This is a genomic window from Shimia sp., from assembly GCF_965227725.1.
In the GTDB taxonomy this organism is placed as follows: Bacteria; Pseudomonadota; Alphaproteobacteria; order Rhodobacterales; family Rhodobacteraceae; genus Shimia.
The window spans coordinates 596,936-620,512 of sequence record NZ_CBDDGH010000006.1 but is presented as its reverse complement, the minus strand read 5'-3'; the positions used below and the strand labels follow the sequence as shown (position 1 = coordinate 620,512).

Annotated in this window: 21 protein-coding genes; 16 read left to right on the top strand and 5 right to left on the bottom strand. The window is 59.7% G+C overall.

The features are described 5' to 3' along the window. From nuoG to ACO07T_RS20515, 13 genes are all read left to right on the top strand, one after another. Positions 1–2,019: an NADH-quinone oxidoreductase subunit NuoG gene (gene nuoG, locus ACO07T_RS20575; protein ID WP_422050947.1), complete on the top strand. Its 2,019-nt coding sequence runs from the start codon at positions 1–3 to the stop codon at positions 2,017–2,019. 7 nt (positions 2,020–2,026) lie between these two features. After that, a complete protein-coding gene (locus ACO07T_RS20570) occupies positions 2,027–2,443 on the top strand; it encodes a hypothetical protein (protein ID WP_422050946.1) in 417 nt (138 codons plus the stop codon). Positions 2,444–2,449: 6 nt separating this feature from the next. After that, complete coding sequence (nuoH, locus tag ACO07T_RS20565; protein WP_422050945.1) at positions 2,450–3,490, top strand: NADH-quinone oxidoreductase subunit NuoH; 1,041 nt, start codon at positions 2,450–2,452, stop codon at positions 3,488–3,490. Between the two features lies 1 nt (position 3,491). Beyond that, the gene (gene nuoI, locus ACO07T_RS20560; protein WP_209065332.1) at positions 3,492–3,986 is read left to right on the top strand and encodes an NADH-quinone oxidoreductase subunit NuoI; all 495 of its coding nucleotides are present in this window, start codon (positions 3,492–3,494) and stop codon (positions 3,984–3,986) included. Positions 3,987–4,003: 17 nt separating this feature from the next. Further along, positions 4,004–4,411: a carboxymuconolactone decarboxylase family protein gene (locus ACO07T_RS20555; protein WP_209065331.1), complete on the top strand. Its 408-nt coding sequence runs from the start codon at positions 4,004–4,006 to the stop codon at positions 4,409–4,411. Positions 4,412–4,413: 2 nt separating this feature from the next. After that, on the top strand, positions 4,414–5,016 hold the full coding sequence (locus tag ACO07T_RS20550; protein ID WP_209080216.1) for an NADH-quinone oxidoreductase subunit J: 603 nt from the start codon (positions 4,414–4,416) through the stop codon (positions 5,014–5,016). A 37-nt stretch (positions 5,017–5,053) separates the two neighbouring features. Continuing rightward, positions 5,054–5,359 carry an NADH-quinone oxidoreductase subunit NuoK gene (gene nuoK, locus ACO07T_RS20545; protein WP_209065330.1) on the top strand — a complete coding sequence of 102 codons (306 nt, stop codon included), beginning with the start codon at positions 5,054–5,056 and terminating at the stop codon, positions 5,357–5,359. Between the two features lie 6 nt (positions 5,360–5,365). Further along, the gene (gene nuoL / locus ACO07T_RS20540) at positions 5,366–7,510 is read left to right on the top strand and encodes an NADH-quinone oxidoreductase subunit L (protein WP_422050944.1); all 2,145 of its coding nucleotides are present in this window, start codon (positions 5,366–5,368) and stop codon (positions 7,508–7,510) included. Further along, positions 7,480–9,054, top strand: a complete 1,575-nt coding sequence (locus tag ACO07T_RS20535; protein ID WP_422050943.1) for an NADH-quinone oxidoreductase subunit M — start codon at positions 7,480–7,482, stop codon at positions 9,052–9,054. The genes nuoL and ACO07T_RS20535 overlap by 31 nt, the downstream gene beginning before the upstream one ends. 14 nt (positions 9,055–9,068) lie before the next feature. Beyond that, positions 9,069–10,508 carry an NADH-quinone oxidoreductase subunit NuoN gene (nuoN, locus tag ACO07T_RS20530; protein ID WP_422050942.1) on the top strand — a complete coding sequence of 480 codons (1,440 nt, stop codon included), beginning with the start codon at positions 9,069–9,071 and terminating at the stop codon, positions 10,506–10,508. Positions 10,509–10,624: 116 nt separating this feature from the next. Then, a complete protein-coding gene (locus tag ACO07T_RS20525) occupies positions 10,625–11,377 on the top strand; it encodes a biotin--[acetyl-CoA-carboxylase] ligase (RefSeq protein ID WP_422050941.1) in 753 nt (250 codons plus the stop codon). A gap of 25 nt (positions 11,378–11,402) precedes the next feature. Beyond that, complete coding sequence (locus tag ACO07T_RS20520; RefSeq protein WP_209080084.1) at positions 11,403–12,179, top strand: type III pantothenate kinase; 777 nt, start codon at positions 11,403–11,405, stop codon at positions 12,177–12,179. Then, positions 12,176–13,840 carry a ribonuclease J gene (locus ACO07T_RS20515; protein WP_422050940.1) on the top strand — a complete coding sequence of 555 codons (1,665 nt, stop codon included), beginning with the start codon at positions 12,176–12,178 and terminating at the stop codon, positions 13,838–13,840. Before ACO07T_RS20520 ends, ACO07T_RS20515 begins: the two co-directional genes overlap by 4 nt. Positions 13,841–13,944: 104 nt before the next feature. Here ACO07T_RS20515 and ACO07T_RS20510 read toward each other — a convergent pair whose 3' ends face one another. The 5 genes from ACO07T_RS20510 to ACO07T_RS20490 all read right to left on the bottom strand — a co-directional run bounded on the left by ACO07T_RS20510 (position 13,945) and on the right by ACO07T_RS20490 (position 19,980). Next, positions 13,945–15,342, bottom strand: coding sequence for a DEAD/DEAH box helicase (locus tag ACO07T_RS20510; RefSeq protein WP_422050939.1), 1,398 nt, complete (start codon positions 15,340–15,342; stop codon positions 13,945–13,947). A gap of 175 nt (positions 15,343–15,517) precedes the next feature. Then, positions 15,518–16,468 carry a glycosyltransferase family 2 protein gene (locus ACO07T_RS20505; RefSeq protein WP_422050938.1) on the bottom strand — a complete coding sequence of 317 codons (951 nt, stop codon included), beginning with the start codon at positions 16,466–16,468 and terminating at the stop codon, positions 15,518–15,520. After that, a complete protein-coding gene (locus tag ACO07T_RS20500; protein WP_422050937.1) occupies positions 16,465–17,220 on the bottom strand; it encodes a hypothetical protein in 756 nt (251 codons plus the stop codon). The genes ACO07T_RS20505 and ACO07T_RS20500 overlap by 4 nt, the downstream gene beginning before the upstream one ends. A gap of 47 nt (positions 17,221–17,267) precedes the next feature. Further along, positions 17,268–18,875, bottom strand: a complete 1,608-nt coding sequence (locus ACO07T_RS20495) for a peptide chain release factor 3 (protein ID WP_209065320.1) — start codon at positions 18,873–18,875, stop codon at positions 17,268–17,270. A gap of 76 nt (positions 18,876–18,951) precedes the next feature. Continuing rightward, positions 18,952–19,980 carry a Hint domain-containing protein gene (locus ACO07T_RS20490; RefSeq protein ID WP_422050936.1) on the bottom strand — a complete coding sequence of 343 codons (1,029 nt, stop codon included), beginning with the start codon at positions 19,978–19,980 and terminating at the stop codon, positions 18,952–18,954. Between the two features lie 150 nt (positions 19,981–20,130). Here ACO07T_RS20490 and ACO07T_RS20485 point away from each other — a divergent pair, with 150 nt between their 5' ends. The 3 genes from ACO07T_RS20485 to ACO07T_RS20475 all read left to right on the top strand — a co-directional run bounded on the left by ACO07T_RS20485 (position 20,131) and on the right by ACO07T_RS20475 (position 23,557). Beyond that, a complete protein-coding gene (locus ACO07T_RS20485) occupies positions 20,131–20,910 on the top strand; it encodes an SDR family oxidoreductase (RefSeq protein WP_209080095.1) in 780 nt (259 codons plus the stop codon). A gap of 15 nt (positions 20,911–20,925) precedes the next feature. Next, positions 20,926–22,080 (top strand): hypothetical protein, encoded by a 1,155-nt coding sequence (locus tag ACO07T_RS20480; RefSeq protein WP_422050935.1) that lies wholly within the window; start codon positions 20,926–20,928, stop codon positions 22,078–22,080. A 91-nt stretch (positions 22,081–22,171) separates the two neighbouring features. Further along, entirely contained in the window at positions 22,172–23,557 is a 1,386-nt protein-coding gene (locus ACO07T_RS20475) for a sodium:proline symporter (RefSeq protein ID WP_422050934.1), read from the top strand. Positions 23,558–23,577: the final 20 nt, after the last annotated feature.

The following is a 23,577-nucleotide window of genomic DNA, read 5'->3' as shown; positions in this document are numbered from 1 at the left end:
ATGTCTGACCTCCGCAAGATCATCATCGACGACACCGAAGTCGAGGTAGAGAGCGCGATGACCCTGATCCAGGCCTGCGAAGTGGCCGGGATTGAAATACCGCGTTTCTGCTACCACGAGCGCCTGTCGATTGCGGGCAACTGTCGGATGTGCCTTGTGGAGGTTGTTGGCGGCCCCCCCAAACCTGCGGCCTCCTGCGCCATGCAGGTGCGCGACCTGCGCCCGGGGCCGGAAGGCCAGCCACCTGTGGTCAAAACCAACTCGCCCATGGTCAAAAAGGCGCGTGAGGGGGTGATGGAGTTCATGCTCATCAACCACCCGCTGGATTGCCCGATCTGCGATCAGGGGGGCGAATGCGACCTTCAGGATCAGGCCATGGCCTACGGCATCAGTGAAAACCGCTTCCGCGAGCCCAAACGCGCGGTGGACGATCTGAACCTCGGCCCGCTTGTGGCCACCACCATGACACGCTGTATTTCCTGCACGCGCTGTGTGCGTTTCACCACCGAGGTCGCGGGCATCACCCAGATGGGTCAGACCGGGCGTGGTGAGGATGCGGAAATCACCAGCTATCTGAACGAAACACTGGACAGCAACCTGCAGGGCAACATCATCGATCTCTGCCCGGTCGGCGCGCTGACCTCCAAGCCCTACAGCTTCACAGCCCGCCCGTGGGAGTTGACCAAGACAGAAACCATCGACGTGATGGACGCGCTTGGCTCCAACATCCGCGTTGACACAAAGGGACGCGAAGTGATGCGCATTCTGCCGCGCAACCATGATGGCGTGAACGAAGAGTGGATTTCCGACAAGACCCGCTTTGTCTGGGACGGCCTGCGCCGCCAGCGTCTCGATCAGCCTTACGTGCGCGTGGATGGCAAGCTGAAGCCCGCCACATGGGGGGAGGCCCTGTCCGCCGCTGCTGCCGCGATGAAGGGCAAAAAGGTGGCTGGTCTCATCGGGGATCTGGTGCCGGTTGAGGCGGCCTTTGCGCTGAAGCAATTGGTGCAGAGTCTGGATGGCAACGTGGAATGCCGCACCGACAACGCGCGCCTGCCCATTGGCAATCGCGGCGCTTATGTGGGCACAGCCACCATCGAAGACATTGAGGATGCCAAGTTCATCCAGCTGATCGGAACCAACCCGCGCGAAGAAGCGCCGGTATTGAATGCCCGCATCCGCAAAGCTTGGCTTAAGGGCGCGCAGGTGGGCTTGATCGGTCCGGCTGTGGATCTGACTTATGAGTATGCCCATATGGGATCTGGTCGCGCCGCACTGGCTGATTTCGCCCAGCATGATTTTGACAAGGTGAAAGACGCGCCGTCGATTGTGATCGTCGGTCAAGGCGCGCTGCGCGAAGCCGATGGTCTCGCTGTGCTGGCCGCCGCGCTTGAGGCCGCAGAGAAATCCAACAGCAAACTGCTGGTCCTGCACAACGCCGCTGCGCGCGTCGGTGCCATGGATGTGGGCGCGGTCACCGAAGGCGGCATGGACGCGGCCATTGATGGCGCGGAGGTGATTTACAATCTGGGCGCAGATGAGGTCGAAATCGACGCTGGTGCCTTTGTGATCTATCAGGGCAGCCACGGGGATCGCGGCGCGCACCGCGCCGATGTGATCCTGCCTGCCGCCGCATACACCGAAGAAAACGGCCTCTTTGTAAACACCGAAGGGCGCCCGCAGCTCGCCATGCGCGCGGGTTTTGCGCCCGGTCAGGCCAAGGAAAACTGGGCCATCCTGCGTGCGCTGAGCGCTGAGGTGGAGGCGACTTTGCCCTATGACTCGCTGGCGCAATTGCGTCAGGCGTTGATCAAGGAAGTTCCGCATCTGGGCAAAATTGATCAGGTGGCAGAGAATGAGGTGGCCGCGATTGACGCGGGGCCCCTTGGCAAGGCGACCTTCCTGCCAGCGGTGAAAGACTTCTATCTGACAAACCCAATTGCCCGCGCCAGCGCGCTGATGGCGGAGCTTTCCGCCACCGCCAAGGCGCGCGGCTCAGAACAGATCGCGGCGGAATAAGCACAGCATGACACGCCTTTCTCTCCATATCACGCTTGCAGCGGCCTGTGTCACAGGGCTTGCGGCCTGTGACCCGCAGTCGGGCACGGATGTGAGCCGTGGGGAGACCGCTTTTGTCCCCGACTATCAGGGGGTGGACACGCGGCTGCTGGAAGGGGATCTGGTGAATTTCCACGTTGCCATGACCGGCGCGCGGGATGCGGATGACGTGCATGATTATGCCGAATGCGCCGCCGCGCAATATACGCTGATCCGTGGCTTTGGCTTTGCCCGTCACGTGCGCACAACAACAGACAATCAGGGCGGACTTTGGAAGGGGGATGCGGTTTACACCATCTCCCCGGCGCTGCCCCGTGGTCTCAAAACGATCGACGCCGAAGTCATCGTCGCGAACTGCGAAGAAAACGGAATACCTACGGTGTGAGGACCCATGACTGATTTCTTTACCACCACATACCTCGGCATCTTCCTCCTGACACTTGGGCAGGTGCTTCTGGTTGTTGTGCCGCTTTTGGTCGCCTTGGCGTTCCTGCTCTATGCGGACCGGAAAATCTGGGCCGCTGTCCAGCTGCGCCGGGGCCCCAACGTGGTGGGCACCTTCGGTCTGCTGCAAAGTTTCGCGGATTTCATCAAATATGCGGTGAAAGAGATCGTCTATCCGGCGGGCGCAGACAAGGCGGTCTTCCTGCTTGCGCCTATGGTCAGCCTTGTGATGGCGCTGATCGCCTGGGCGGTGATCCCTTTCAACGACGGTTGGGTGGTCTCTGACCTCAACGTTGCCATTCTTTACGTCATGGCGATCAGTTCGCTAGAGGTCTACGGCGTCATCATGGGCGGCTGGGCCTCCAACTCCAAATACCCGTTTCTCGGCTCGCTGCGCTCTGCGGCGCAGATGATCTCTTATGAGGTGTCGCTTGGCTTGATCATCATTGGCGTGATCATCACCACCGGCTCCATGAACTTCGGCGACATCGTGAACGCGCAAGACGGCAAATACGGTGCGCTCAGCTGGTATTGGCTGCCGCATTTCCCGATGCTCTTCCTCTTCCTGATCTCGGCCATGGCGGAAACCAACCGCCCGCCGTTTGACCTGCCCGAAGCGGAATCCGAGCTGGTTGCAGGCTATCAGGTGGAATACAGCTCCACGCCGTTCCTGCTGTTCATGATCGGCGAATATGTGGCCATCGTTCTGATGTGCGCCCTCGTGTCTCTGCTGTTTCTCGGCGGCTGGCTCTCCCCGGTGAACTTCCTGCCCGATGGCATCTTCTGGATGTTTGCCAAGATCTGCTTTGTCTTCTTCATCTTCTCGATGGTGAAGGCCATCACCCCGCGCTACCGCTACGACCAGCTGATGCGCATTGGCTGGAAAGTCTTCCTGCCGATGTCTCTGGCTTGGGTTGTTCTGGTGGCGTTCCTTGCAAAATTCGAACTCTTCGGCGGCGCTTACGCCCGCTGGGTGATTGGAGGCTGATATGACGGCAATCGACTACAAACGCGCCGCCGGCTACTTCCTGCTCAAGGATTTCATTGGTGGCTTCAAACTTGGCATGAAGTATTTCTTCAAACCCAAGGCCACCGTGAACTATCCGCACGAGAAAGGCCCGTTGTCTCCTCGTTTCCGTGGCGAGCACGCCCTGCGGCGCTATCCAAACGGCGAAGAGCGCTGCATTGCCTGCAAACTCTGCGAAGCGATCTGCCCGGCACAGGCCATCACCATTGATGCGGAACCACGTGACGACGGTTCCCGCCGCACCACCCGCTATGACATCGACATGACCAAATGCATCTACTGCGGCTTCTGTCAGGAAGCCTGCCCGGTGGATGCCATTGTCGAAGGGCCAAACTTCGAATTTGCCACCGAGACCCGCGAAGAGCTGTTTTATGACAAGGAGAAACTCCTTGAGAACGGTGCCCGCTGGGAAGCGGAAATTGCCCGCAACCTCGAAATTGATGCCCCCTATCGCTGAGTGAGGATCACAGGACCATGAGCGACAGCAAAAACCCGTATCAGGCGATGTTCGCCCAGTATCAGGAGATGGCGAAAGCCTTCAATCCGGCGCTGGAGAGCTTCACGCCCAAAGGGTTTGAGGCGCTCTGGCCCACCATGCCCAAGGACGTGATGGAAATGTTCTTTGGCAACACCATCAATCAGGGCGGGCTGGATGCCAAAACCCGCCTTCTGCTGACGCTGGGGGCGCTCACCATGCTGGGCGCACAGGCGGACGCGCAAATGCGCCTGACGGTCCGCCATCTGGTGGAAGCAGAGGCCACAAAACAAGAAATCGTGGAGACCATCGGCCAGATGTCGATGTTCGCCGGTATTCCCGCCACCACCCGCGCGATGGAAATCGTGCAGGAGGTTCTGGCGGAAAAAGAGGGAAATGACACATGACCATGGCGGCATTAGCTTTCTGGCTGTTTGCGATTTGCGTGATCGCTGGCGGTTTTTTCACCGTCATCAGCCGCAACCCCGTGCATTCGGTGCTTTGGTTGATCCTCGCGTTTCTGAGCTCTGCGGGACTGTTTGTCCTGCTGGGGGCAGAATTTGTCGCGATGCTCCTGATCATCGTCTACGTCGGCGCGGTCGCGGTGCTCTTCCTCTTTGTGGTGATGATGCTGGATGTGGATTTTGCAGAGCTGAAGGCGGGCATGGCCCAATATATGCCGCTGGCGCTGCTCATCGGTGTGATCCTTCTGATGCAGCTTGGCATGGCTTTCGGGGTTTGGCAGTTCGCTGATGAAGCGCAGGCATTGCGCGGTGCGGTTACTCCCACCGATGCGCATAACACCGAGGCACTGGGTCTGATCCTTTATGATCAGTACTTCCTGCTGTTCCAGCTGGCAGGTCTGATCCTGCTTGTGGCCATGATCGGGGCGATTGTGCTGACCCTGCGCCACCGCAAAGACATCAAGCGCCAGAACGTGCTGGAGCAGATGTGGCGGGATCCAGCAGATGCGATGGAATTGAAAGACGTAAAACCGGGGCAGGGGCTTTAAGCCGCGCCAGAAGAGAAAAAGAACCGAGGGACCAAATATGATTGGTTTGGAACATTACCTAGGCGTCGCCGCGACGCTGTTTGTTATCGGCATTTTCGGCCTCTTCCTGAACCGGAAGAACATCATCATCCTTTTGATGTCGATCGAGCTCATCTTGCTGTCAGTCAACATCAACCTGGTCGCTTTCTCGGCCTTTCTGGGGGATCTTGTCGGGCAGGTCTTTGCGCTCTTTGTGATGACCGTCGCCGCAGCTGAGGCCGCCATCGGCTTGGCCATCCTCGTCTCCTTCTTCCGCAACCGTGGCACCATCGCGGTCGAAGACGTCAACGTGATGAAAGGCTAAGCGTTCATGGAAAAGATCATCCTCTTTGCGCCACTGATCGGCAGCCTGATCGCAGGCTTCGGCTGGCGCATGATTGGCGAGAAGGCCGCGCAATATCTCACCACAGGCCTGCTCTTTCTGGCCTGCCTGCTCAGCTGGATTGTCTTCCTCGGGCTAGATGCGGAACACGTCAAACAGATCCACATTCTGGATTTCATTCAATCGGGTCATCTGGACACCGCATGGGCGATCCGCGTTGACCGCCTGACAGCGATCATGCTGATCGTGGTCACCACGGTCTCCGCCCTCGTGCACCTCTATTCCATGGGCTACATGGCGCATGACGAAAACTGGGGGCAGGGCGAGCACTACAAGGCGCGTTTCTTCGCCTATCTGTCTTTCTTCACCTTTACCATGCTCATGCTGGTGACCGCCGACAACCTCCTGCAGATGTTCTTTGGCTGGGAAGGCGTGGGCGTCGCCTCTTATCTGCTCATCGGCTTTTACTACAAAAAACCGTCCGCAAACGCGGCGGCGATCAAAGCCTTTGTGGTCAACCGCGTCGGCGATTTTGGCTTCCTTCTGGGCATCTTCGCGATCTTCTTCCTGACCGAGAGCATCAAGTTTGACGACATCTTCGCCGCGGCACCCGTCCTGGCGGAAACACAGCTTGAGTTCCTGTGGCGCGAGTGGAACGCGGCCAATTTGGTGGCCTTCCTGCTGTTCATCGGCGCGATGGGCAAATCGGCGCAGCTGTTCCTGCACACCTGGCTGCCGGACGCGATGGAAGGCCCGACCCCGGTGTCCGCTCTGATCCACGCCGCCACCATGGTGACCGCCGGTGTGTTCCTGGTGTCGCGCATGTCGCCGCTGATCGAATATGCGGATGAAACCAAAGCCTTCATCGTGTTCCTTGGCGCAGCCACAGCCTTTGTCGCTGCAACCATTGGTCTCGTGCAAAACGACATCAAACGCGTGATTGCCTACTCCACCATGTCCCAGCTGGGCTACATGTTTGTGGCAGCAGGTGTTGGCGTTTACTCCGCAGCCATGTTCCACCTCTTCACCCACGCCTTCTTTAAGGCGATGCTCTTCTTGGGGGCGGGGTCTGTGATCCACGCGATGCACCACGAGCAGGACATGCGCAACTACGGCGGTCTGCGCAAAAAGATCCCTTATACTTACTGGGCCATGATGATTGGCACGCTTGCGATCACCGGCGTCGGCATCCCGCTGACCCACATCGGTTTTGCTGGCTTCCTGTCCAAAGATGCGATCATCGAAAGCGCTTGGGCAGGCACAGCTGGCGGCTTTGCCTTCTGGGCGCTGGTTGTCGCCGCGATGTTCACCAGCTTCTACAGCTGGCGTCTGATCTTCCTCACCTTCTATGGCGAGCCGCGCGGCAACAAGCACACCCATGATCACGCACATGAAAGCCCGATGGTCATGCTGATCCCGCTTGGCGTTCTGTCGCTCGGCGCGATCTTTGCGGGGATGATCTGGTTCGGCTCCTTCTTTGGCGATCATAACACGGTCAACAAATTCTATGGCGTGCCCGCGCATCATGCAGAGCACAGCGAAGGCCATGGGGACGAAGCCGCACACGGCGACGATCACGCAGAAGCCAAAGCCGATGACCATGCGCATGATGACGGTCACGCTGAGAAACATGGCGATGAAGATCACGCGGCGGTGGCGGCGGCGCATCATGGCGAAGCTCCACAAGGCGCGATTTTCACCCATCCAAGCAACCATGTGATGGACGAAGCGCACCATGCGCCCAAATGGGTCAAGGTCAGCCCGTTCATCGCGATGGTGATCGGCTTTGTGATGGCCATGTGGTTCTACATCTGGGATCCATCCATGCCCGCCAAAACCGCAGCAAGCCAGCGTCCGCTCTATCTGTTCCTGCTCAACAAATGGTACTTTGACGAGCTTTACGATGTGATCTTTGTGCGCCCGGCCCGGGCGGTCGGAGCGTTCCTTTGGAAACGCGGCGATGGCGATGTGATTGACGGCGGCATCAACGGTGTGGCCATGGGCATCGTACCTTGGGTGACCAAAATGGCGGGCCGCGCCCAGTCCGGCTACATCTTCACCTACGCTCTGGCCATGGTGATTGGCATCGTGGCTCTGATCACATGGATGACGCTCAGCGGAGGAGCACACTAATGAACGACAGCTTGCTCTCCCTGGTCACGTTCCTGCCGACCTTTGCCGCGCTGATCCTCGTGGTCTTCCTGCGGGGCGAAGACGAAATGGCACAGCGCAATGCCAAACGTGTGGCGCTGTTTGCCACAACGGTCACTTTCTTTATCTCGCTCTTCATTCTGGCTGGGTTTGATCCAAGCAACCCGGGGTTCCAGTTCGTGGAACAGCGCGAATGGATCATGGGCATGACCTACAAGATGGGTGTGGATGGCATCTCCGTGCTCTTTGTCATGCTCACCACCTTCATCATGCCGCTGGTGATCTGGGCGTCCTGGGATGTTCAAACCCGCGTCAAAGAATACATGATTGCCTTCCTGCTTCTGGAAACGCTGATGCTCGGCGTGTTCATGGCGCTGGATCTGGTGCTGTTCTACCTGTTCTTTGAGGCTGGCCTCATCCCGATGTTCCTGATCATCGGGATCTGGGGTGGCAAAAACCGCATCTATGCCTCTTTCAAGTTCTTCCTCTACACCTTCCTCGGCTCGGTGCTGATGCTGGTGGCGATGGTCGGCATGTTTGTTCAGGCAGGCACCACCGACATCCCGACGCTGATGACCCATGAGTTTGCCTCTGAAACCATGAATGTTCTAGGCTTCACCGTGATTGGTGGTGTGCAGACGCTGATGTTCCTGGCCTTCTTTGCCTCTTTCGCGGTGAAGATGCCGATGTGGCCGGTGCACACTTGGTTGCCCGATGCCCACGTGCAGGCGCCCACGGCGGGCTCTGTGGTGCTGGCTTCGATCCTGTTGAAGATGGGTGGCTACGGCTTCCTGCGGTTCAGCCTGCCGATGTTCCCCATCGGCTCTGAGGTCATGACCCCGCTGATCCTCTGGATGTCGGCAATCGCGATTGTCTACACCTCGCTGGTCGCACTGGTGCAGGAAGACATGAAAAAGCTGATCGCCTATTCCTCGGTGGCGCACATGGGCTATGTGACCATGGGCATCTTTGCCGCCAACCAACAGGGCATCGACGGCGCGATCTTCCAGATGCTGAGCCACGGCTTTATCTCCGGCGCGCTCTTCCTCTGTGTCGGGGTGATCTATGACCGCATGCACACCCGCGAGATCGACGCCTACGGCGGTCTGGTGAACCGTATGCCAGCCTATGCGCTGATCTTCATGTTCTTCACCATGGCCAATGTCGGCCTGCCGGGCACCTCCGGCTTTGTCGGGGAATTCCTGACGCTGATGGGTGTGTTCCAGGTCAACACCTGGGTGGCGCTGGTGGCGACAGCCGGTGTGATCTTCTCGGCGGCCTATGCGCTGTGGCTCTACCGCCGCGTGGTCTTTGGCGATCTGATCAAAGAGAGCCTCAAGTCGATCACCGACATGACCCGCCGCGAAAAGATGATCTTTGCACCGCTGGTGGCGATGACCCTCATTCTCGGCGTCTACCCATCGCTGATCACGGACATCATCGGCCCCTCCGTCGAAAATCTGATTTCCAACTATGACACCGCTCTGGCCCATGGCGCTGCCGCCAGCCAGATGGCATCGCACTAAGGAGCGCTTGAGACATGATTCAGGCTGATCTGAATATCATCCTGCCGGAAATCTTCCTGGCGATTTATGCCATGCTCGCGTTGGTGGCGGTGGTCTACACCGGCAAAGACAAGATGGCGGGCATGCTCACCTGGATCACCGCCGGTGTGTTTGTGCTTCTGGCCATGTGGATTGGGGCGTCCGGCGCAGGTGACAATGTCGCCTTCAACGGCATGTTCCATGACGACGCCTTCTCCCGCTTTGCCAAAATTGCCATGCTGCTTTCGGGCGCTGCGGTTCTGGTGATGGGGCAGGATTATATGGCGCGGCGCGGCATGCTGCGCTTTGAATATCCGGTCCTCGTGTCGCTTGCGATGGTGGGGATGATGACCATGGTCTCCGCCGGAGACCTGATCGCGCTCTACATGGGGCTGGAGCTGCAGTCTCTGGCGCTCTACGTGGTGGCGTCCTTCCGTCGTGACAGCGTCAAATCCACCGAGGCGGGCATGAAGTACTTCCTGCTGGGCGCTCTGTCTTCGGGCCTGCTGCTCTATGGCTCCTCCCTTGTCTACGGCTTTGCAGGCACGACGCAGTTCAGCGGCATCATCGACGTGGCTGGCCATGGCGACACCCCGCTTGGTCTGCTCTTTGGCCTGACCTTTGTGGTGGCGGGCCTCGCGTTCAAAGTGTCCGCCGTGCCGTTTCACATGTGGACACCGGACGTCTATGAGGGCGCGCCAACACCGATCACCGCCTTCTTCGCCACCGCACCAAAGCTTGCGGCGATGGGTCTCTTTGCTCGCGTGCTGTTTGATGCCTTTGGCGGCGTGGTTGCGGATTGGCAGCAGATCATCGCGCTTCTGTCGGTGCTGTCGATGTTCCTTGGCGCAGTCGCCGCGATTGGCCAGCGCAACATCAAACGCCTGATGGCCTATTCCTCGATTGCCCACATGGGCTATGCGCTGATGGGGCTTGCCTCCGGCACCGCTTTGGGGATCGAAGCGATGCTGGTCTATATGGCGATCTACGTCACCATGAACATCGGCACCTTTGCCTTTATTCTGTCGATGGAGAAAGACGGCCAGCCGGTGGTCGATATTTCTGCGCTCAACATGTATTCCAAGCGCGCGCCGGGTCGGGCGCTGGCGATGCTGTTCCTGCTGTTCTCGCTGGCGGGCGTGCCGCCTTTCCTCGGCTTCTTCGGCAAACTCTATGTGCTGCGCGCCGCTTTTGATGCGGGTCTTGCATGGCTGGCGGTTGCCGGTGTGATCGCTTCGGTGATCGGGGCGTTCTACTATCTGCGGATTGTCTACTTCATGTACTTCGGCGAAGAGCGTGACGCACTCGACGCGCCACGGTCTCCGGTGCAGCACCTCATGCTGGTGCTGAGCGCGGCCGTGATGCTGCTGGGTGTGGTGAACTTCTTTGGCGTGGATACGGCTGCGCAGGCCGCCGCCGTCGCCCTGCTGCAATAACCCGCTTGCCTTTTTGCATCCGGACGTTGATTGTGACGCGCCCCATGGGGCGCGTCGCCCTTTTTGAAAACGCGCTACGTGAGGGCGCTTTTCGACCTGTAAGAAGATAAAAACACATGAGCAATTGGCCCGAGGGGTATGGCCGCCGCGTTCTGGCGGAAGTCGACAGCACCAACGCAGAAGCCGCGCGCATTGCACCGCAACTGGCCGCGCCTGAGTGGATCCTGGGCCTGCGCCAGACCAAAGGCCGTGGCCGCCGTGGCCGTGCTTGGGTCGATCCGGTTGGCAACTTTGCTGCCACCTTGGTGATGCGCCCGGCGGAAAGCCCCGATCAGGTCGCTCTGCGGTCTTTCGTGGCGGCGCTGGCGCTCTATGATGCCTTTGTCGCGGTGACGGGTCGCAGTGACGGGCTGGCACTCAAATGGCCCAACGACGTGTTGCTGAACGGCGGCAAAGTGGCGGGCATCCTGCTGGAGAGCGCAGGCTTTGCGGGGGGCGCGGTCAGCCACATTGCCATCGGCATCGGCGTGAACCTTGCCCACGCACCCGACACCGGCGCTGTCGAAGCACAGGCCACGCGCCCGGTCTCGCTGCTCTCTGAAACCGGCGCGTCCGTCGATCCGGAAAGCTTCCTTGAAGCGCTGGCCACAGCCTATGCCCGCTGGGAGGCGCAGTTTGCCACCTACGGGTTTGAACCGATCCGCACCGCCTGGCTCACGCGCGCGGCGCGCATTGGCGAAGTCATGACGGCACGTACCACCCGTGAGGAGACCACCGGGACCTTTGAAATGGTGGACAGCGCTGGAAATCTGGTGTTGAAGACCGCGAAGGGCCGCATTGCCATAGCTGCGGCAGATATCTTTTTCTGATCCACGCAACAGGGGGATCTGCGCCATGCTTCTTGCCATCGACTGCGGCAACACCAACACTGTGTTCTCGATCTGGGACGGGGAGAAATTCCTGTGCACCCTGCGCACGTCGACCCATCATGCGCGCACGGCAGACGCTTATTTCACCTGGTACTCAACCCTGATCAACCACTACGGCATCGACGCAGACATCACCGATGTGATCATCTCCTCCACCGTGCCGCGTGTGGTTTGGAACCTGCGTGTGTTTGCCGACCGGTTCTTCAACTGCCGCCCTCTGGTGGTGGGCAAGCCTGAGTGCAAACTGCCGCATCAACCGCGTGTGGATCAGGGCACCCAGCCGGGGCCAGACCGTTTGGCCAATGCGGTGGGCGCCTATGACCGCCACGGCGGTAATGTGGTGGTGGTGGATTTTGGCACCGCCACGAACTTTGACGTGGTCGCCGAAGATGGCGCCTATGTGGGCGGCGTGATTGCCCCCGGCGTGAACCTCAGCCTTGAGGCGCTGCACTCCGGTGCCGCCGCATTGCCGCATGTGGACGTCAGTCAGCCGGAAAAGGTGATCGGCACCAATACGGTTGGCTGTATTCAATCAGGTGTGTTCTGGGGATACACTGGCCTGATCGAAGGCATTATCTCCCGGATCAAAGCGGAATATGGCGCACCGATGAAAGTGGTGGGCACGGGCGGCCTTGCGCCGCTCTTTGAGCAGGGCGACCACCTGTTTGACACCATCGAAGATGATTTGACGATGCACGGGCTGACCGTCATCCACGACTTTAACAAGGAGCAGGGCGCATGAGCGACCGCTTGATCTATCTGCCGCTTGGCGGTTCTGGCGAAATTGGCATGAACGCCTATGTCTATGGCTACGGGCCAGCAGACAATGAGCGTCTTATCCTGGTGGACATTGGCGTTGCGTTTTCCGACATGGAAACCAGCCCCGGTGTGGACCTGATCTTTGCCGACATTCGCTGGCTTGAAGAAAACAAACACCGGCTGGAGGCGATCTTCATCACCCACGGCCATGAAGACCACATCGGCGCGGTCGGGCATTACTGGGAACGCCTCGGCGTGCCGGTCTACGCCCGTACATTCACCGCCAATCTGGCCCGTCACAAGATGGCGGATCGCGGCCAGCCCGAAGAGGTGGTGCGCACGGTCTCTGCCTGGCCCGAAGTGACCGAAGCCGGCCCGTTCAAGGTTGGGTTCCTGCCGGTCAGCCACTCCATCCCGGAAAGCGCCGCTTTGGTGATCGACAGCCCCGCAGGCCGCGTGATCCACTCCGGTGACTTCAAGCTTGATGAAACCCCGCTGGTGGGTGAGCCTTTTGACCCGGCTTTGTGGGCAGAGGTTGCCAAAGACGGCGTCAAAGCGCTGATCTGTGACAGCACCAATGTGTTTTCTCCCCATGCAGGCCGTTCGGAGGCCTCTGTCGGGCCGGAGATCGAAGCACTGGTTGCCAAAGCGCCCAATATGGTGGTCGCCACCACCTTCGCCTCCAACGTGGCCCGCGTGAAAACGCTGGCTGAGGCGGGCGAGCGGGCAGGGCGTTCCATCTGTCTGATGGGCCGTGCTATGCGCCGTATGATCGAAGCCGCGATCCAGACCGGTGTGCTTGACAGCTTCCCCAAGGTGGTCAGCCCCGAAGATGCCGCGAGCATCCCGCGTGAAAACCTGATGCTGCTCGTCACCGGCTCTCAAGGCGAGCGTCGCGCCGCCAGCGCACAGCTGGCCCGTGGCAAATACAATGGCATCAAACTGAAAGAAGGCGATCTCTTCCTCTTCAGCTCCAAGACCATTCCGGGCAACGAAAAAGGTGTGATCCGCATCATCAACCAATTCTCCGAAATGGGTGTGGATGTGGTGGATGACAGCTCCGGCAAGTACCACGTGTCCGGCCACGCCAACCGCCCGGACCTCAAACGCCTGCATGACATCGTGAACCCAACCATGGTGATCCCAAATCACGGCGAACACCGTCACCTGCGCGAACACGCCAAGCTTGCCAACGAAGGCGGCCGCGCTTCTATCGTGGCGGTGAATGGCACCATGCTGGAAATCTCCGGCGACCAGCCCTCAATTGCGGGCTACGTCGAAACCGGGCGCACCTATCTCGATGGCACCGCGCAGATCGGCGCGCTGGACGGCATCGTGCGCGATCGTATCCGCATGGCGCTCAACGGCCATGTGCTTGTGACCGTGCTGCTGGACGAGGATGATGAGCCGCTTGGCGATGCGTGGTGCGAGGTCATGGGCCTGTCAGAAATGGGCCGCTCGCAAGCGCCGCTGGTTGATGTGCTGGAAGAGGACATCACACAGTTTCTGGGCCGCGCCAAAGAGAAAACTCTGGCGGATGATGACAAGCTTGAAGGTGAAATTCGCCGGATCGTGCGCAATTCTGCCCGTGATGAGATCGGCAAAAAGCCCGAAGTTACTGTAGTGGTCAGCCGCCTGAGCTGATCCTACTGAGCTGACCTTACTGGGCTGACCCTCGCGTCAGATCTCAAAACACAGCAATAAAAAAGGGCCCCTCGGGGCCCTTTGTCGTTTCGCGCAGGCTGTGTTTAGCTCGCCGCGTTTTCTGCGTCGCGCCGCTCTTCAAAGCTCAGCGCAATAAAGCTTGGCAGATGGTCGCCCATGCCCACCACGCGGTTGTCATCGCGCCGGTCATGACGGCCACGGCCGCGCCCGCGGTTTGAACGGCCACGTGGCTCTTCCTGCGCAGGCAGTTCCAGCGCCTCTACCACGTTTGGCTTCTCTTCGGCCTTCTTGGACGTCTCTTCCTTCGGCTTGCGCGCTTTGCGCGGTTCCGGCTTAACCGGATTTTCCACGCGCGGGATCTCTTTCTGGATCAGCGCTTCCACCGCTTCAAAGGCTTTTTCGTCCCGCGGATTGCAGATCGTAAATGCCTTGCCTTCACGACCGGCGCGACCTGTCCGGCCAATGCGGTGCACATAGTCTTCGGCGTGACCCGGCACATCAAAGTTGAACACATGGCTCACACTTGGCACATCCAGTCCGCGCGCCGCCACATCAGAGGCCACCAGAATACGCAGCTCGCCATTCCGGAAAGATTCCAGCGTCTTGGTACGTTGCGATTGGTCCAGATCGCCATGGATCGGCGCGGCATCATAGCCGTATTTCTTCAGCGATTTTGCACAGATATCCACATCCGTCTTGCGGTTGCAGAAGATGATCGCATTGCTGCAGGCTTCACCTTCACCGTCGATCAGCGCGCGCAGAACCTTGCGTTTCTCGCTGCCTTCACGATCACGGCGGGAGGCTTTGAACATGACAACGCCCTGCTCAATGGTCTCGCTTGCGGTCGCCTGACGGGCCACTTCCACCCGCTCCGGGTTGGAGAGGAATGTGTTGGTGATCCGCTCAATTTCCGGCGCCATGGTGGCGGAGAAAAACAGGGTCTGGCGGGTGAAGGGTGTGAGGCCAAAAATCCGTTCGATGTCAGGGATAAAGCCCATGTCCAGCATCCGGTCAGCTTCATCCACGACCATGACCTTCACGTCAGACAGGATCAGCTTGCCGCGCTCGAAATGGTCCAGCAGACGACCCGGTGTGGCGATCAGAACATCGACGCCTTTGTCGATGATCGCTTCCTGCTCCTTAAAACTCACCCCGCCAATCAGCAGCGCTTTGGTCAGCTTCAGATATTTGGAATAGGTGTCAAAGTTCTCCGCCACCTGCGCGGCCAGTTCCCGTGTCGGGCAGAGCACAAGGCTGCGCGGCATGCGCGCCCGCGCACGTCCCCGCGCCAGCAGCGATAGCATCGGCAGGGTGAAGCTTGCCGTCTTACCGGTGCCGGTTTGCGCGATGCCAAGAACGTCCCGGCCTTCGAGCGCGGATGGAATCGCCCCCGCTTGAATTGGGGTCGGCGTTTCGTAGCCCGCTTCGCTGATTGCTTTCAGCACCTTAGGGTTCAGGTTCAGGTCAGAAAATTTTGTCATTTGTATCCGTGGTTTACGGACACGACTTGGCCCGTAGCGGCTTTGGGATCAGGCCCGGCTGGCCCCGCAACACATGGCGATATCGATCCTCGGCGCCTTCTATCGCACAGAAGGCTTTAGGTCAATGAAACCAGCGAGTTCCCACCGGTTTGACGTAAAGTGAGAAACATTTGCCTCAAAAATCGGGGAAGTGTTTCCGGCGTTTCGCATCCAGATCCAGCACATGTTCCTGCAAGACCCCACGCTCCCGCAGGCGCTGCGTCAGCTCAGGCGTGGCCAGACAGGCCTCTTCATAAAACCGCTGCAGCCCATCCGGCTCCTCGGAAAGATGGGCAAAAAGCTTATGCAGATTGAGGCCGCCCTCATCTTCCGGAACAGCCGCGCCCAGCTCGTCACGGTAAGACCCCTTTTTGTGGCGATAGGTGAAACTTTTCTGCCAATGATCCCACCCTGTGGTGTGCAGGTGCAGAAGCCTGGTATCGGTCAGCTCCATCTGCCCCGGGTTGCGCACCCCATTTTGCATCACATTGTGGATTTTCACCTTCATATCGCTCTGCTTGGTGCGCATGAAGATTTTGCCAGCCACATGGCTGACAAACCCGCCTTTCAGATAGGGCGCAAAGGTCGGGTAGATTTCCGCCACCAGCCGGCTGCGATCATCTTTGTTGGCGATGAAGCTTTTGAACAGACGTGGTTCCGCGCCTTCCTCCATAGGTGCCAGCGCCTCAGCTGGGCGCACGCGCGCGGTCAGGCAGCTCTCCGGCAGGGCGGCAAGCTGATCCGTGATAGCACGCTCCGGCCACAAAAACTCATCCACATCAATATGCAGCAGCCAATCCAGATCTCGCGCGCGACTATAGGCATGGCGCGCGTTATAGGACTGGCGGTTCTGGTGCATCGGCGGGCGCTTGCCCCGCGCCTTGATCCAGTAGTTCTCGCCGGTGCTCACGGGTGTGATCTTCCGATGCGCCTTCAGCAGCGCCTTGGCCTCTGGGTTTGGGGCGTCGAGATAGATCCAAAGATGGCTCGCCCCCAGCTCCAGATGGTGCGCGGCAAAATTCAGGATGTCTTCGGCAGAGGCTTTGATGGTTGCAACCACACCCCAGGTTGGCTTTTGCGTTGTCATTTCCGTGCCTGTTGCCGCTCTCGTTTTGCCCGCATCTGCGACAGGCGCCGAAACACGCCGCCCGGTTCCGCAATCAGCTCGCCCAGCAAATGCTCAGCCAGCGGCGCAATCACCGGATCGGTCTTGGCCATTTCCCAGATCGGGGCGATCAGGTTGATATCCAACCCGCCATGGACCAGCGAAAACGGCTCCATATCCAGCGGGAGCCGGGTTTTGACCCGTTTGCCAAAGCCATGCTCTTTTTCAGGGGGCAGGCCGCTGAAACTGCGCTCAAACTCATAGAGCTTCATCATGCCAAAGAGCATCTTTAGGGCCTGGCCAACTTCCCGCTGCGCTGGCGTGTCTCCGTGGTCGGCAAAGGTCTGCACCGCGCTCACCTGCCAGCGCAGATTTAGCGCGCCAATCAGGTGCGCATGTTCTTCTGCCCAGATCCGCCGAAACAGCGCGGCGGTTTGCGGCGGCTGCGCGCGTTTGCGCAGGTTGGAAATCAGCTGTGCATTCAGAAAGGCCAGCGCGCTCTGGCCGACAAACTCTTCCGCAATCTGCCGACGTTTGCGCGCCCAGCTTGTTTTGGGATCATCCGGCTGTTTTTGCGTTGCGCTCTCGGGCACAATTTCAGCCTTCAGCGCGGACAGATCCACATCCAGCGGCGGGAGGTCTTCGGGGCCAAAATCAAAGGGGTCGCGCCGCCCCTCATAACGCGCGAGCATATAGGCAAAGCCGCCCGGATAGGTGAGGGTGTCGTCGGTCATGGCGCGATGTTTGCACGGGGGCATCCCCCGTGCAATCTCAGACTGTATCAGACCATCATTTCCTTGGTGGCCGTCAGCGTCACATCCGGATAGTCGCGCGCCACGCGGTCGATATCCCATTGCAAACGCGTCAGAAACACCACGTCGCCATCATGGTCATAGCTGATGTGCTGCTTGTTCATGTCGGCAAATTTCTCAACCGCCTGACGCTCGCCATTGACCCAACGGGCCGAGGTGAACTGGCTCTGTTCAAAGCGCACCGGCAGGCCGTATTCCATCTCGATCCGGCTGGCGAGCACTTCGAACTGAAGCTGGCCAACCACACCGACGATGAAGCCGGACCCGATCATCGGTTTGAACACTTTGGCCGCGCCTTCCTCGGCGAATTGCATCAGCGCCTTTTCAAGGTGCTTTGCCTTCATCGGATCGCCTGCGCGAATGCCCTGCAGCAGTTCCGGCGCAAAGCTTGGAATGCCGGAAACGCGCAGCGCCTCGCCTTCGGTCAGCGTGTCGCCGATCCGCAGTTGCCCGTGGTTGGGAATCCCGATGATATCGCCTGCCCAGGCCTCGTCTGCGAGCTCGCGGTCAGAGGCGAGGAAGAGCACTGGATTGGAAATCGCCATCGGCTTTTTGGTGCGCACATGGGTCAGCTTCATGCCGCGCTTAAAGTGCCCGGAGGCCATACGCACAAAGGCCACACGGTCGCGGTGTTTGGGGTCCATATTGGCCTGAACCTTGAACACAAAGCCCGCGACCTTCTTTTCCTCAGGCGCAATCTCACGCGGCTGCGCGGTCTGCACCTGTGGCTCCGGCCCGTAAGAACCAATGCCATCCATCAGCTCTTTGACCCCAAAAGAGTTGATTGCAGAGCCGAACCAGATCGGGGTCATATGCCCTTCCAGCACCGCCTGCGGATCCAGCTGCGGCAGCAGCTCCTTGGCCATTTCGACCTCTTCCTGCAGCTTCTCCAGCAGATGCGCAGGCACGTGGTCGGCCAGTTTCGGATCGTCCAGCCCGTCAATCTGAATGGTCTCGGCGATCACATTCCGGTCCGCGCGGTCCATCAGCTCCAGACGGTCGTTGAGCATGTCATAACAGCCCAGGAACTCGCGCCCCATGCCAATCGGCCAGCTCGCCGGTGTCACGTCGATCGCGAGGTTTTCCTGAATCTCGTCAATGATATCAAAGGTATCGCGGCTCTCGCGGTCCATCTTGTTACAGAAGGTCAGAATCGGCAGGTCGCGCAGACGGCACACCTCAAAGAGCTTCTGTGTCTGGCTTTCCACACCTTTGGCGCCGTCAATCACCATCACCGCCGCATCCACCGCCGTCAGCGTGCGATAGGTGTCTTCAGAGAAGTCGCTGTGGCCCGGTGTGTCCACCAGATTGAAGCGGAAGTTGCCAAAATCAAAGGACATAGCAGAGGCCGACACGGAAATACCGCGATCCTTTTCCATCTGCATGAAGTCCGAGCGTGTCCGCCGTGCCTCACCTTTGGCACGCACCTGACCCGCCATCTGGATCGCACCACCGTAGAGCAGGAATTTTTCCGTCAGCGTGGTTTTCCCGGCGTCCGGGTGCGAAATGATCGCAAACGTACGCCGGCGCGCAATCTCGGGCGGCAATTCGGGGCGGTTTGTGCTCGTGTCCAACATGGTCGCGCGTATAGGCGCGCGCGCTCATTTTCGCAAGGAAAAGCAGAGGGCAGGGCTGCGCGCAGCCCCGGCCGCGTTACTTGGAAGACGCCCGTTTCAACAGCTCCACCGTGTCCGGACGGTTCAGCAGGCTTTCATGCACTTCCAGATGCCCCACCGGCCCGCCGCGGGTGCTGTTGTTGGCCGCTTTGCGTTGCAGTCGCTCGGTGACCTCTTTGGGCACAGCCGGCCGCGTGCGCGTGTCCATCTGCATGGTTTCGGCCGAAATCCCTTCGGCAAAGATGATCTGATGGGTGTCAAACATCAGCTGGTAGTAATCCACAAAGCCACCTTCGGCGGCATAAACAGTCTCACCGTTCACCAGATGGCGGGCTTTGATCAGCAACTCGCTGCGCCCCACACCGATGTGGTCATGGCGCTGATAGACAAACAAGCGATGGTCCGGGCTCACCCGCAAATCGCCTGCATTGTTGAGCGTGCCTTTGGTGATCACAATCGGGGCAAATTCGCCGCTGGCGCGCTGCACCGAATGGCCGATCCAGCGCAATTCCTGCGGACCGTCATCGCGGGTCAAAACGCGGTCGCCCACTTTCAGGTCCTCGACCTTGCGCTGCTCTCCGGTGGCCATGGTGATATGTGTGCCGCTGGTAAAGCTGACACAGGCCAGCTGCGCGAGCCGTGTCGAGGCCGCGTCGCGGTCGATCCCGACCAGCGCGTAATCGGTTTTGGGTGTCAGAGGCGCAAGCGCTGCGCCATAAATCTGGACCACGCCGCCTGCGTCATCCACTTCAACCAGCACCAGCACTTCGATGGTGTCGCCGCTGGGGGGCATGAATGTGGCCACACAATCCAGAAACACCCGCGCGTCCTGGGTGCCAAGTCCGCGGTCGCTGGCCACAAAATGCTGCCCGTCCGCATCGGTGCGCAACGACAGGCTTTTCACCTGTGCATCCATCGACAGCGCATAGATGTCATCCAGAACAAGCTCTTGGGCAAAAGACAAAGAATCCCCGAGGTTCGCGCCATCTGTGACGTGAAACGCTTCTGCGAGATACACAGGCAGCCGCTGGGACGGCATCGCGGTGTCCTGAACCTGTGAATACATGGTCTACCTTCTCGTTACTTCTCTTATGGGCAGCGCCGGTCCCTAAAATTATCGTTCAATTGTGGCAGCAGAAAGCCGAGCCTTCGGCATATTGCTGGCATCCTTAGAGAATTAGGTATTTCTTAGCCACATTACAAAGGGGAGAATCGCATGGAATTGGGAATCAAAGGTAAACGCGCGCTCGTCTGTGCGTCCTCAAAGGGTCTGGGGCTGGGATGCGCCCGCGCTTTGGCCGCCGAAGGTGTGGATCTGATCATGAACGCACGGGGTGCCGAGGCGCTGGAAGCCTCTGCCGCAGCGATTCGCGAGGAGTTTGGCGTCAAGGTCGAGGCCATCGCCTGTGACGTGACCACGCCGGAGGGGCAGGCCAAGCTCATTGAGGCCGCGCAGGGCGTCGATATTCTGGTCAACAACGCAGGCGGCCCGCCTCCCGGCATGTGGACCGATTGGGACCGCGACGATTTTATCTCCGCGCTGGATGCCAATATGCTCGCGCCCATCGCGCTGATCAAAGCGCTGGTGCCGGGCATGATGGAGCGTGGCTGGGGCCGTGTGGTCAACATCACTTCGGTGTCTGTGAAATCCCCGATTCCGGTGCTGGGTCTGTCCAACGCCGCGCGCGCGGGCCTCACCGGCTATGTGGCGGGCACCGCCCGTCAGGTCGCAGGCACAGGCGTGACCATCAACAACCTGCTGCCCGGCATCCACGCCACCGACCGCGCTGTGGCGCTGGACACTGCCGTGACCCAGCAACAGGGCATCAGCATGGAAGAGGCGCAGGCACAACGCGCCGCCACCATCCCCGCAGGCCGCTATGGCACCGCAGATGAGTTTGGCGCCACCTGCGCCTTCCTCTGCTCCCATCATGCGGGCTTTATCGTGGGTCAAAACGTGCTGCTGGACGGCGGCGCCTTTGCCTCCGCGATGTAAACAGGGGCAATAGATTTGGCGCGGGGTAGTGGTGTGTCTCAGGGGTTTTCACTGAAAGATCATCTGTTTAACGCAGAAAGCATGGCGGATCTGGCGGCAGAATATGCCGCCGGCATCCCCGGTTTTGATGCGAAGGGCTTTCAGGCAGAAACCGTTGCCGGCTTTCCAGAACGTGAGCTCATGGAGCGCATGGACTGGATTGCCGACTGCATCGAAAAACGCCTCGCGCCGGACTTTCCCACCATGGCGGATCAGCTGGAGGCCGCCATGCCCCCCGCGCTTGATCCATCGCTGACCGATGATGATTTCGGGCGCTTCATCCATGCGGTACCGGGCATCCTCGCGGTCCGCCACGGATTGGAAGAGCATCGCGACCGCAGCTTTGATCTGCTGCACGCCGCAACACAGCGGTTCTCCATGGAGTTCTACATCCGCCCTTTCCTGAACCGCTGGACAGAGGAGACCTTCGCCCGTCTCGCGGACTGGGCGCAGGACACAAACTATCACGTGCGCCGTCTGGTCAGCGAAGGCACCCGCCCCAAACTGCCATGGGCCAAAAAGATCGACATTGACCCGCTTGCTCCCCTGCCGCTGCTGGCGCAGCTACACAGCGATCCAACCCGCTATGTGACGCGCTCCGTGGCCAACCACCTCAACGACATTTCCAAGATCGACACAGGGGTGGTGGTGCAGCACCTCGCCGCTTGGCAGGCCGAAGGCACGCAGGCCGCCAAAGAGCTGGATTGGATGACCCGGCACGCCCTGCGCACCGCTGTGAAAGCGGGCCATCCCGATGCGCTTTCGCATCTGGGGTTTGCCGCAGACGCGCCCGTCACCGTGCAAAACCTGAGCGTCGGCGCTGACAGCATTGTGATCGGTGAGGCGCTCAATGTCGCCGTCACGCTCAGCACAGATGCCCAAAGCCCCGTGCCGGTAATTGTCGACTACGTGCTGACGTTCCACCGCCCGGAAGGCAAAACCGGCCAGAAGGTCTTCAAGCTCAAGCAGGGAAAAGTGCCCGCTGGCGGCCATTTGGAACTGGCCAAGAAACACCCGCTCAAAGCCAACGCCTCCACATTCAAGCTGCATCCTGGCCCGCATAAGCTTGCGGTGCAGGTCAACGGCAGGCAGCTTGCCGAAGTGGCATTTGATTTGGTGGACGCAGGGTAATTCCTTTACAGGCTTTCACGTTTTTGTGGGGCGACTGGTGCGAACAGTTGCTGCCTGCTAGGCGGAAAGTCTGACGAACTGGGGAAATTCCATGCAGGCCACCGCCATTATCACGATCTTCGCAGCCATCATTGTGCTCAGCCTTTTTGTCGCGCCGCGCCGCGCGTCGGTCGAAGGCTTCTTTGGTGGCCAATCTGTTTCCGGCAACGCGCCACAGCTCTGGACGCTGGTGTTCTCGCAAGTCACCACTTGGATCTTTGCCCGCTCGCTGATGAACGCTGCGATCCTTGGGTTTTACTACGGCATCGCAGGCACGCTTGCCTATGCGGCCTACTACGGCTCTTTCCTCACCGGCGGCTACATCGTCAACCGCATGCGCACACAAGGGGCGCGCTCGGTGCAGGACTGGCTGACCGATCGCTTCGGCGCGGCAGGCACCACCGCTTATAACGTCGTCATCGCCCTGCGTTTGCTGTCAGAGGTATTTGCAAACCTGCTTGTTGTTGGCCTGATCTTCTCAGCAGCCTTCCCCGAGGTTGCGAGCGCCAGCACCACCGCCATTCTCGTGGTCGGCATTCTGGCTCTGGCTTATTCCGCTTGGGGCGGTCTTTCAGCAGCACTGCGCACTGACGTGGTGCAGATGAGCCTCTTCCTCGTGGTCTTTGGTGCGGCCTTTGTGGCGCTGATCCTGCGCCCCGGCTTTGACCTCGGCGCTGTTCTGACCGCGCCCGGTGTCTCCGGCCCGCACAATGGTTGGGTGCTCCTGGTGGTCGCCGCGCTGCAGGTCTTCTCCTATCCGGTGCATGATCCGGTGATGATGGACCGCGGCTTCCTTGCCGATCGCGACACCACCCGCAAAAGCTTCCTGCACGCCTTCTGGATTTCCACCCTCTGCATCATCGCCTTTGGCTTCTTTGGTATTCAGGCCGCGCTTGAGGGGGCCGCTTACGAAGGCCAGCTGCTCGGCACATGGTCCACAATGCTGCCAACCTGGGTGTTCACGCTGCTTCTGGTGTCTCTGCTGGTGTCAGCGCTTTCCACTCTGGATTCTGCCCTCAGCTCCGCGTCCCGCCTTGTGGTCGAGGAACTGCGGATTGCGCCGCGCACCCTCATGGGCGGTCGTATCGCAATGCTGTTCTTTGCGGTTGCAGGCGGTGCGTTGACCCTTTGGGGCAATCAGACCCTGTTTGATGCGGTGGCAGTATCAGGCACGGCCTCGATGTTCCTCACGCCAGTGCTGGTTGTCGGCTTGCTGAGCAACCGCACGGTGCCGCTCTGGTCCTATCTCGTCAGCTTTGCCGCCGCCATGATCGGCGCCATGGCCTATATGTTCCGCAGCTCAGAGCTGTTTGCAGGCCTGCTTTATGACGGCCACAAATACGAACAGCTCCTGCAAATCTGTCTGATCGTCTTGGTGATCGGTTTTGCCGCTGTGATCCTTGGCAGCCGCAGGGTTGATGCGCGGGTAGGGGGCTGATACATCTGCGCGAAACCCGA

What these genes read in the sequence shown, in the direction of transcription:
- nuoG (WP_422050947.1), top strand. Translation starts at nt 1, where the DNA reads ATGTCTGACCTCCGCAAGATCATCATCGACGACACCGAAGTCGAGGTA.
- ACO07T_RS20570 (WP_422050946.1), top strand. Translation starts at nt 2,027, where the DNA reads ATGACACGCCTTTCTCTCCATATCACGCTTGCAGCGGCCTGTGTCACA.
- nuoH (WP_422050945.1), top strand. Translation starts at nt 2,450, where the DNA reads ATGACTGATTTCTTTACCACCACATACCTCGGCATCTTCCTCCTGACA.
- nuoI (WP_209065332.1), top strand. Translation starts at nt 3,492, where the DNA reads ATGACGGCAATCGACTACAAACGCGCCGCCGGCTACTTCCTGCTCAAG.
- ACO07T_RS20555 (WP_209065331.1), top strand. Translation starts at nt 4,004, where the DNA reads ATGAGCGACAGCAAAAACCCGTATCAGGCGATGTTCGCCCAGTATCAG.
- ACO07T_RS20550 (WP_209080216.1), top strand. Translation starts at nt 4,414, where the DNA reads ATGGCGGCATTAGCTTTCTGGCTGTTTGCGATTTGCGTGATCGCTGGC.
- nuoK (WP_209065330.1), top strand. Translation starts at nt 5,054, where the DNA reads ATGATTGGTTTGGAACATTACCTAGGCGTCGCCGCGACGCTGTTTGTT.
- nuoL (WP_422050944.1), top strand. Translation starts at nt 5,366, where the DNA reads ATGGAAAAGATCATCCTCTTTGCGCCACTGATCGGCAGCCTGATCGCA.
- ACO07T_RS20535 (WP_422050943.1), top strand. Translation starts at nt 7,480, where the DNA reads ATGGATGACGCTCAGCGGAGGAGCACACTAATGAACGACAGCTTGCTC.
- nuoN (WP_422050942.1), top strand. Translation starts at nt 9,069, where the DNA reads ATGATTCAGGCTGATCTGAATATCATCCTGCCGGAAATCTTCCTGGCG.
- ACO07T_RS20525 (WP_422050941.1), top strand. Translation starts at nt 10,625, where the DNA reads ATGAGCAATTGGCCCGAGGGGTATGGCCGCCGCGTTCTGGCGGAAGTC.
- ACO07T_RS20520 (WP_209080084.1), top strand. Translation starts at nt 11,403, where the DNA reads ATGCTTCTTGCCATCGACTGCGGCAACACCAACACTGTGTTCTCGATC.
- ACO07T_RS20515 (WP_422050940.1), top strand. Translation starts at nt 12,176, where the DNA reads ATGAGCGACCGCTTGATCTATCTGCCGCTTGGCGGTTCTGGCGAAATT.
- ACO07T_RS20510 (WP_422050939.1), bottom strand. Translation starts at nt 15,342, where the DNA reads ATGACAAAATTTTCTGACCTGAACCTGAACCCTAAGGTGCTGAAAGCA.
- ACO07T_RS20505 (WP_422050938.1), bottom strand. Translation starts at nt 16,468, where the DNA reads ATGACAACGCAAAAGCCAACCTGGGGTGTGGTTGCAACCATCAAAGCC.
- ACO07T_RS20500 (WP_422050937.1), bottom strand. Translation starts at nt 17,220, where the DNA reads ATGACCGACGACACCCTCACCTATCCGGGCGGCTTTGCCTATATGCTC.
- ACO07T_RS20495 (WP_209065320.1), bottom strand. Translation starts at nt 18,875, where the DNA reads ATGTTGGACACGAGCACAAACCGCCCCGAATTGCCGCCCGAGATTGCG.
- ACO07T_RS20490 (WP_422050936.1), bottom strand. Translation starts at nt 19,980, where the DNA reads ATGTATTCACAGGTTCAGGACACCGCGATGCCGTCCCAGCGGCTGCCT.
- ACO07T_RS20485 (WP_209080095.1), top strand. Translation starts at nt 20,131, where the DNA reads ATGGAATTGGGAATCAAAGGTAAACGCGCGCTCGTCTGTGCGTCCTCA.
- ACO07T_RS20475 (WP_422050934.1), top strand. Translation starts at nt 22,172, where the DNA reads ATGCAGGCCACCGCCATTATCACGATCTTCGCAGCCATCATTGTGCTC.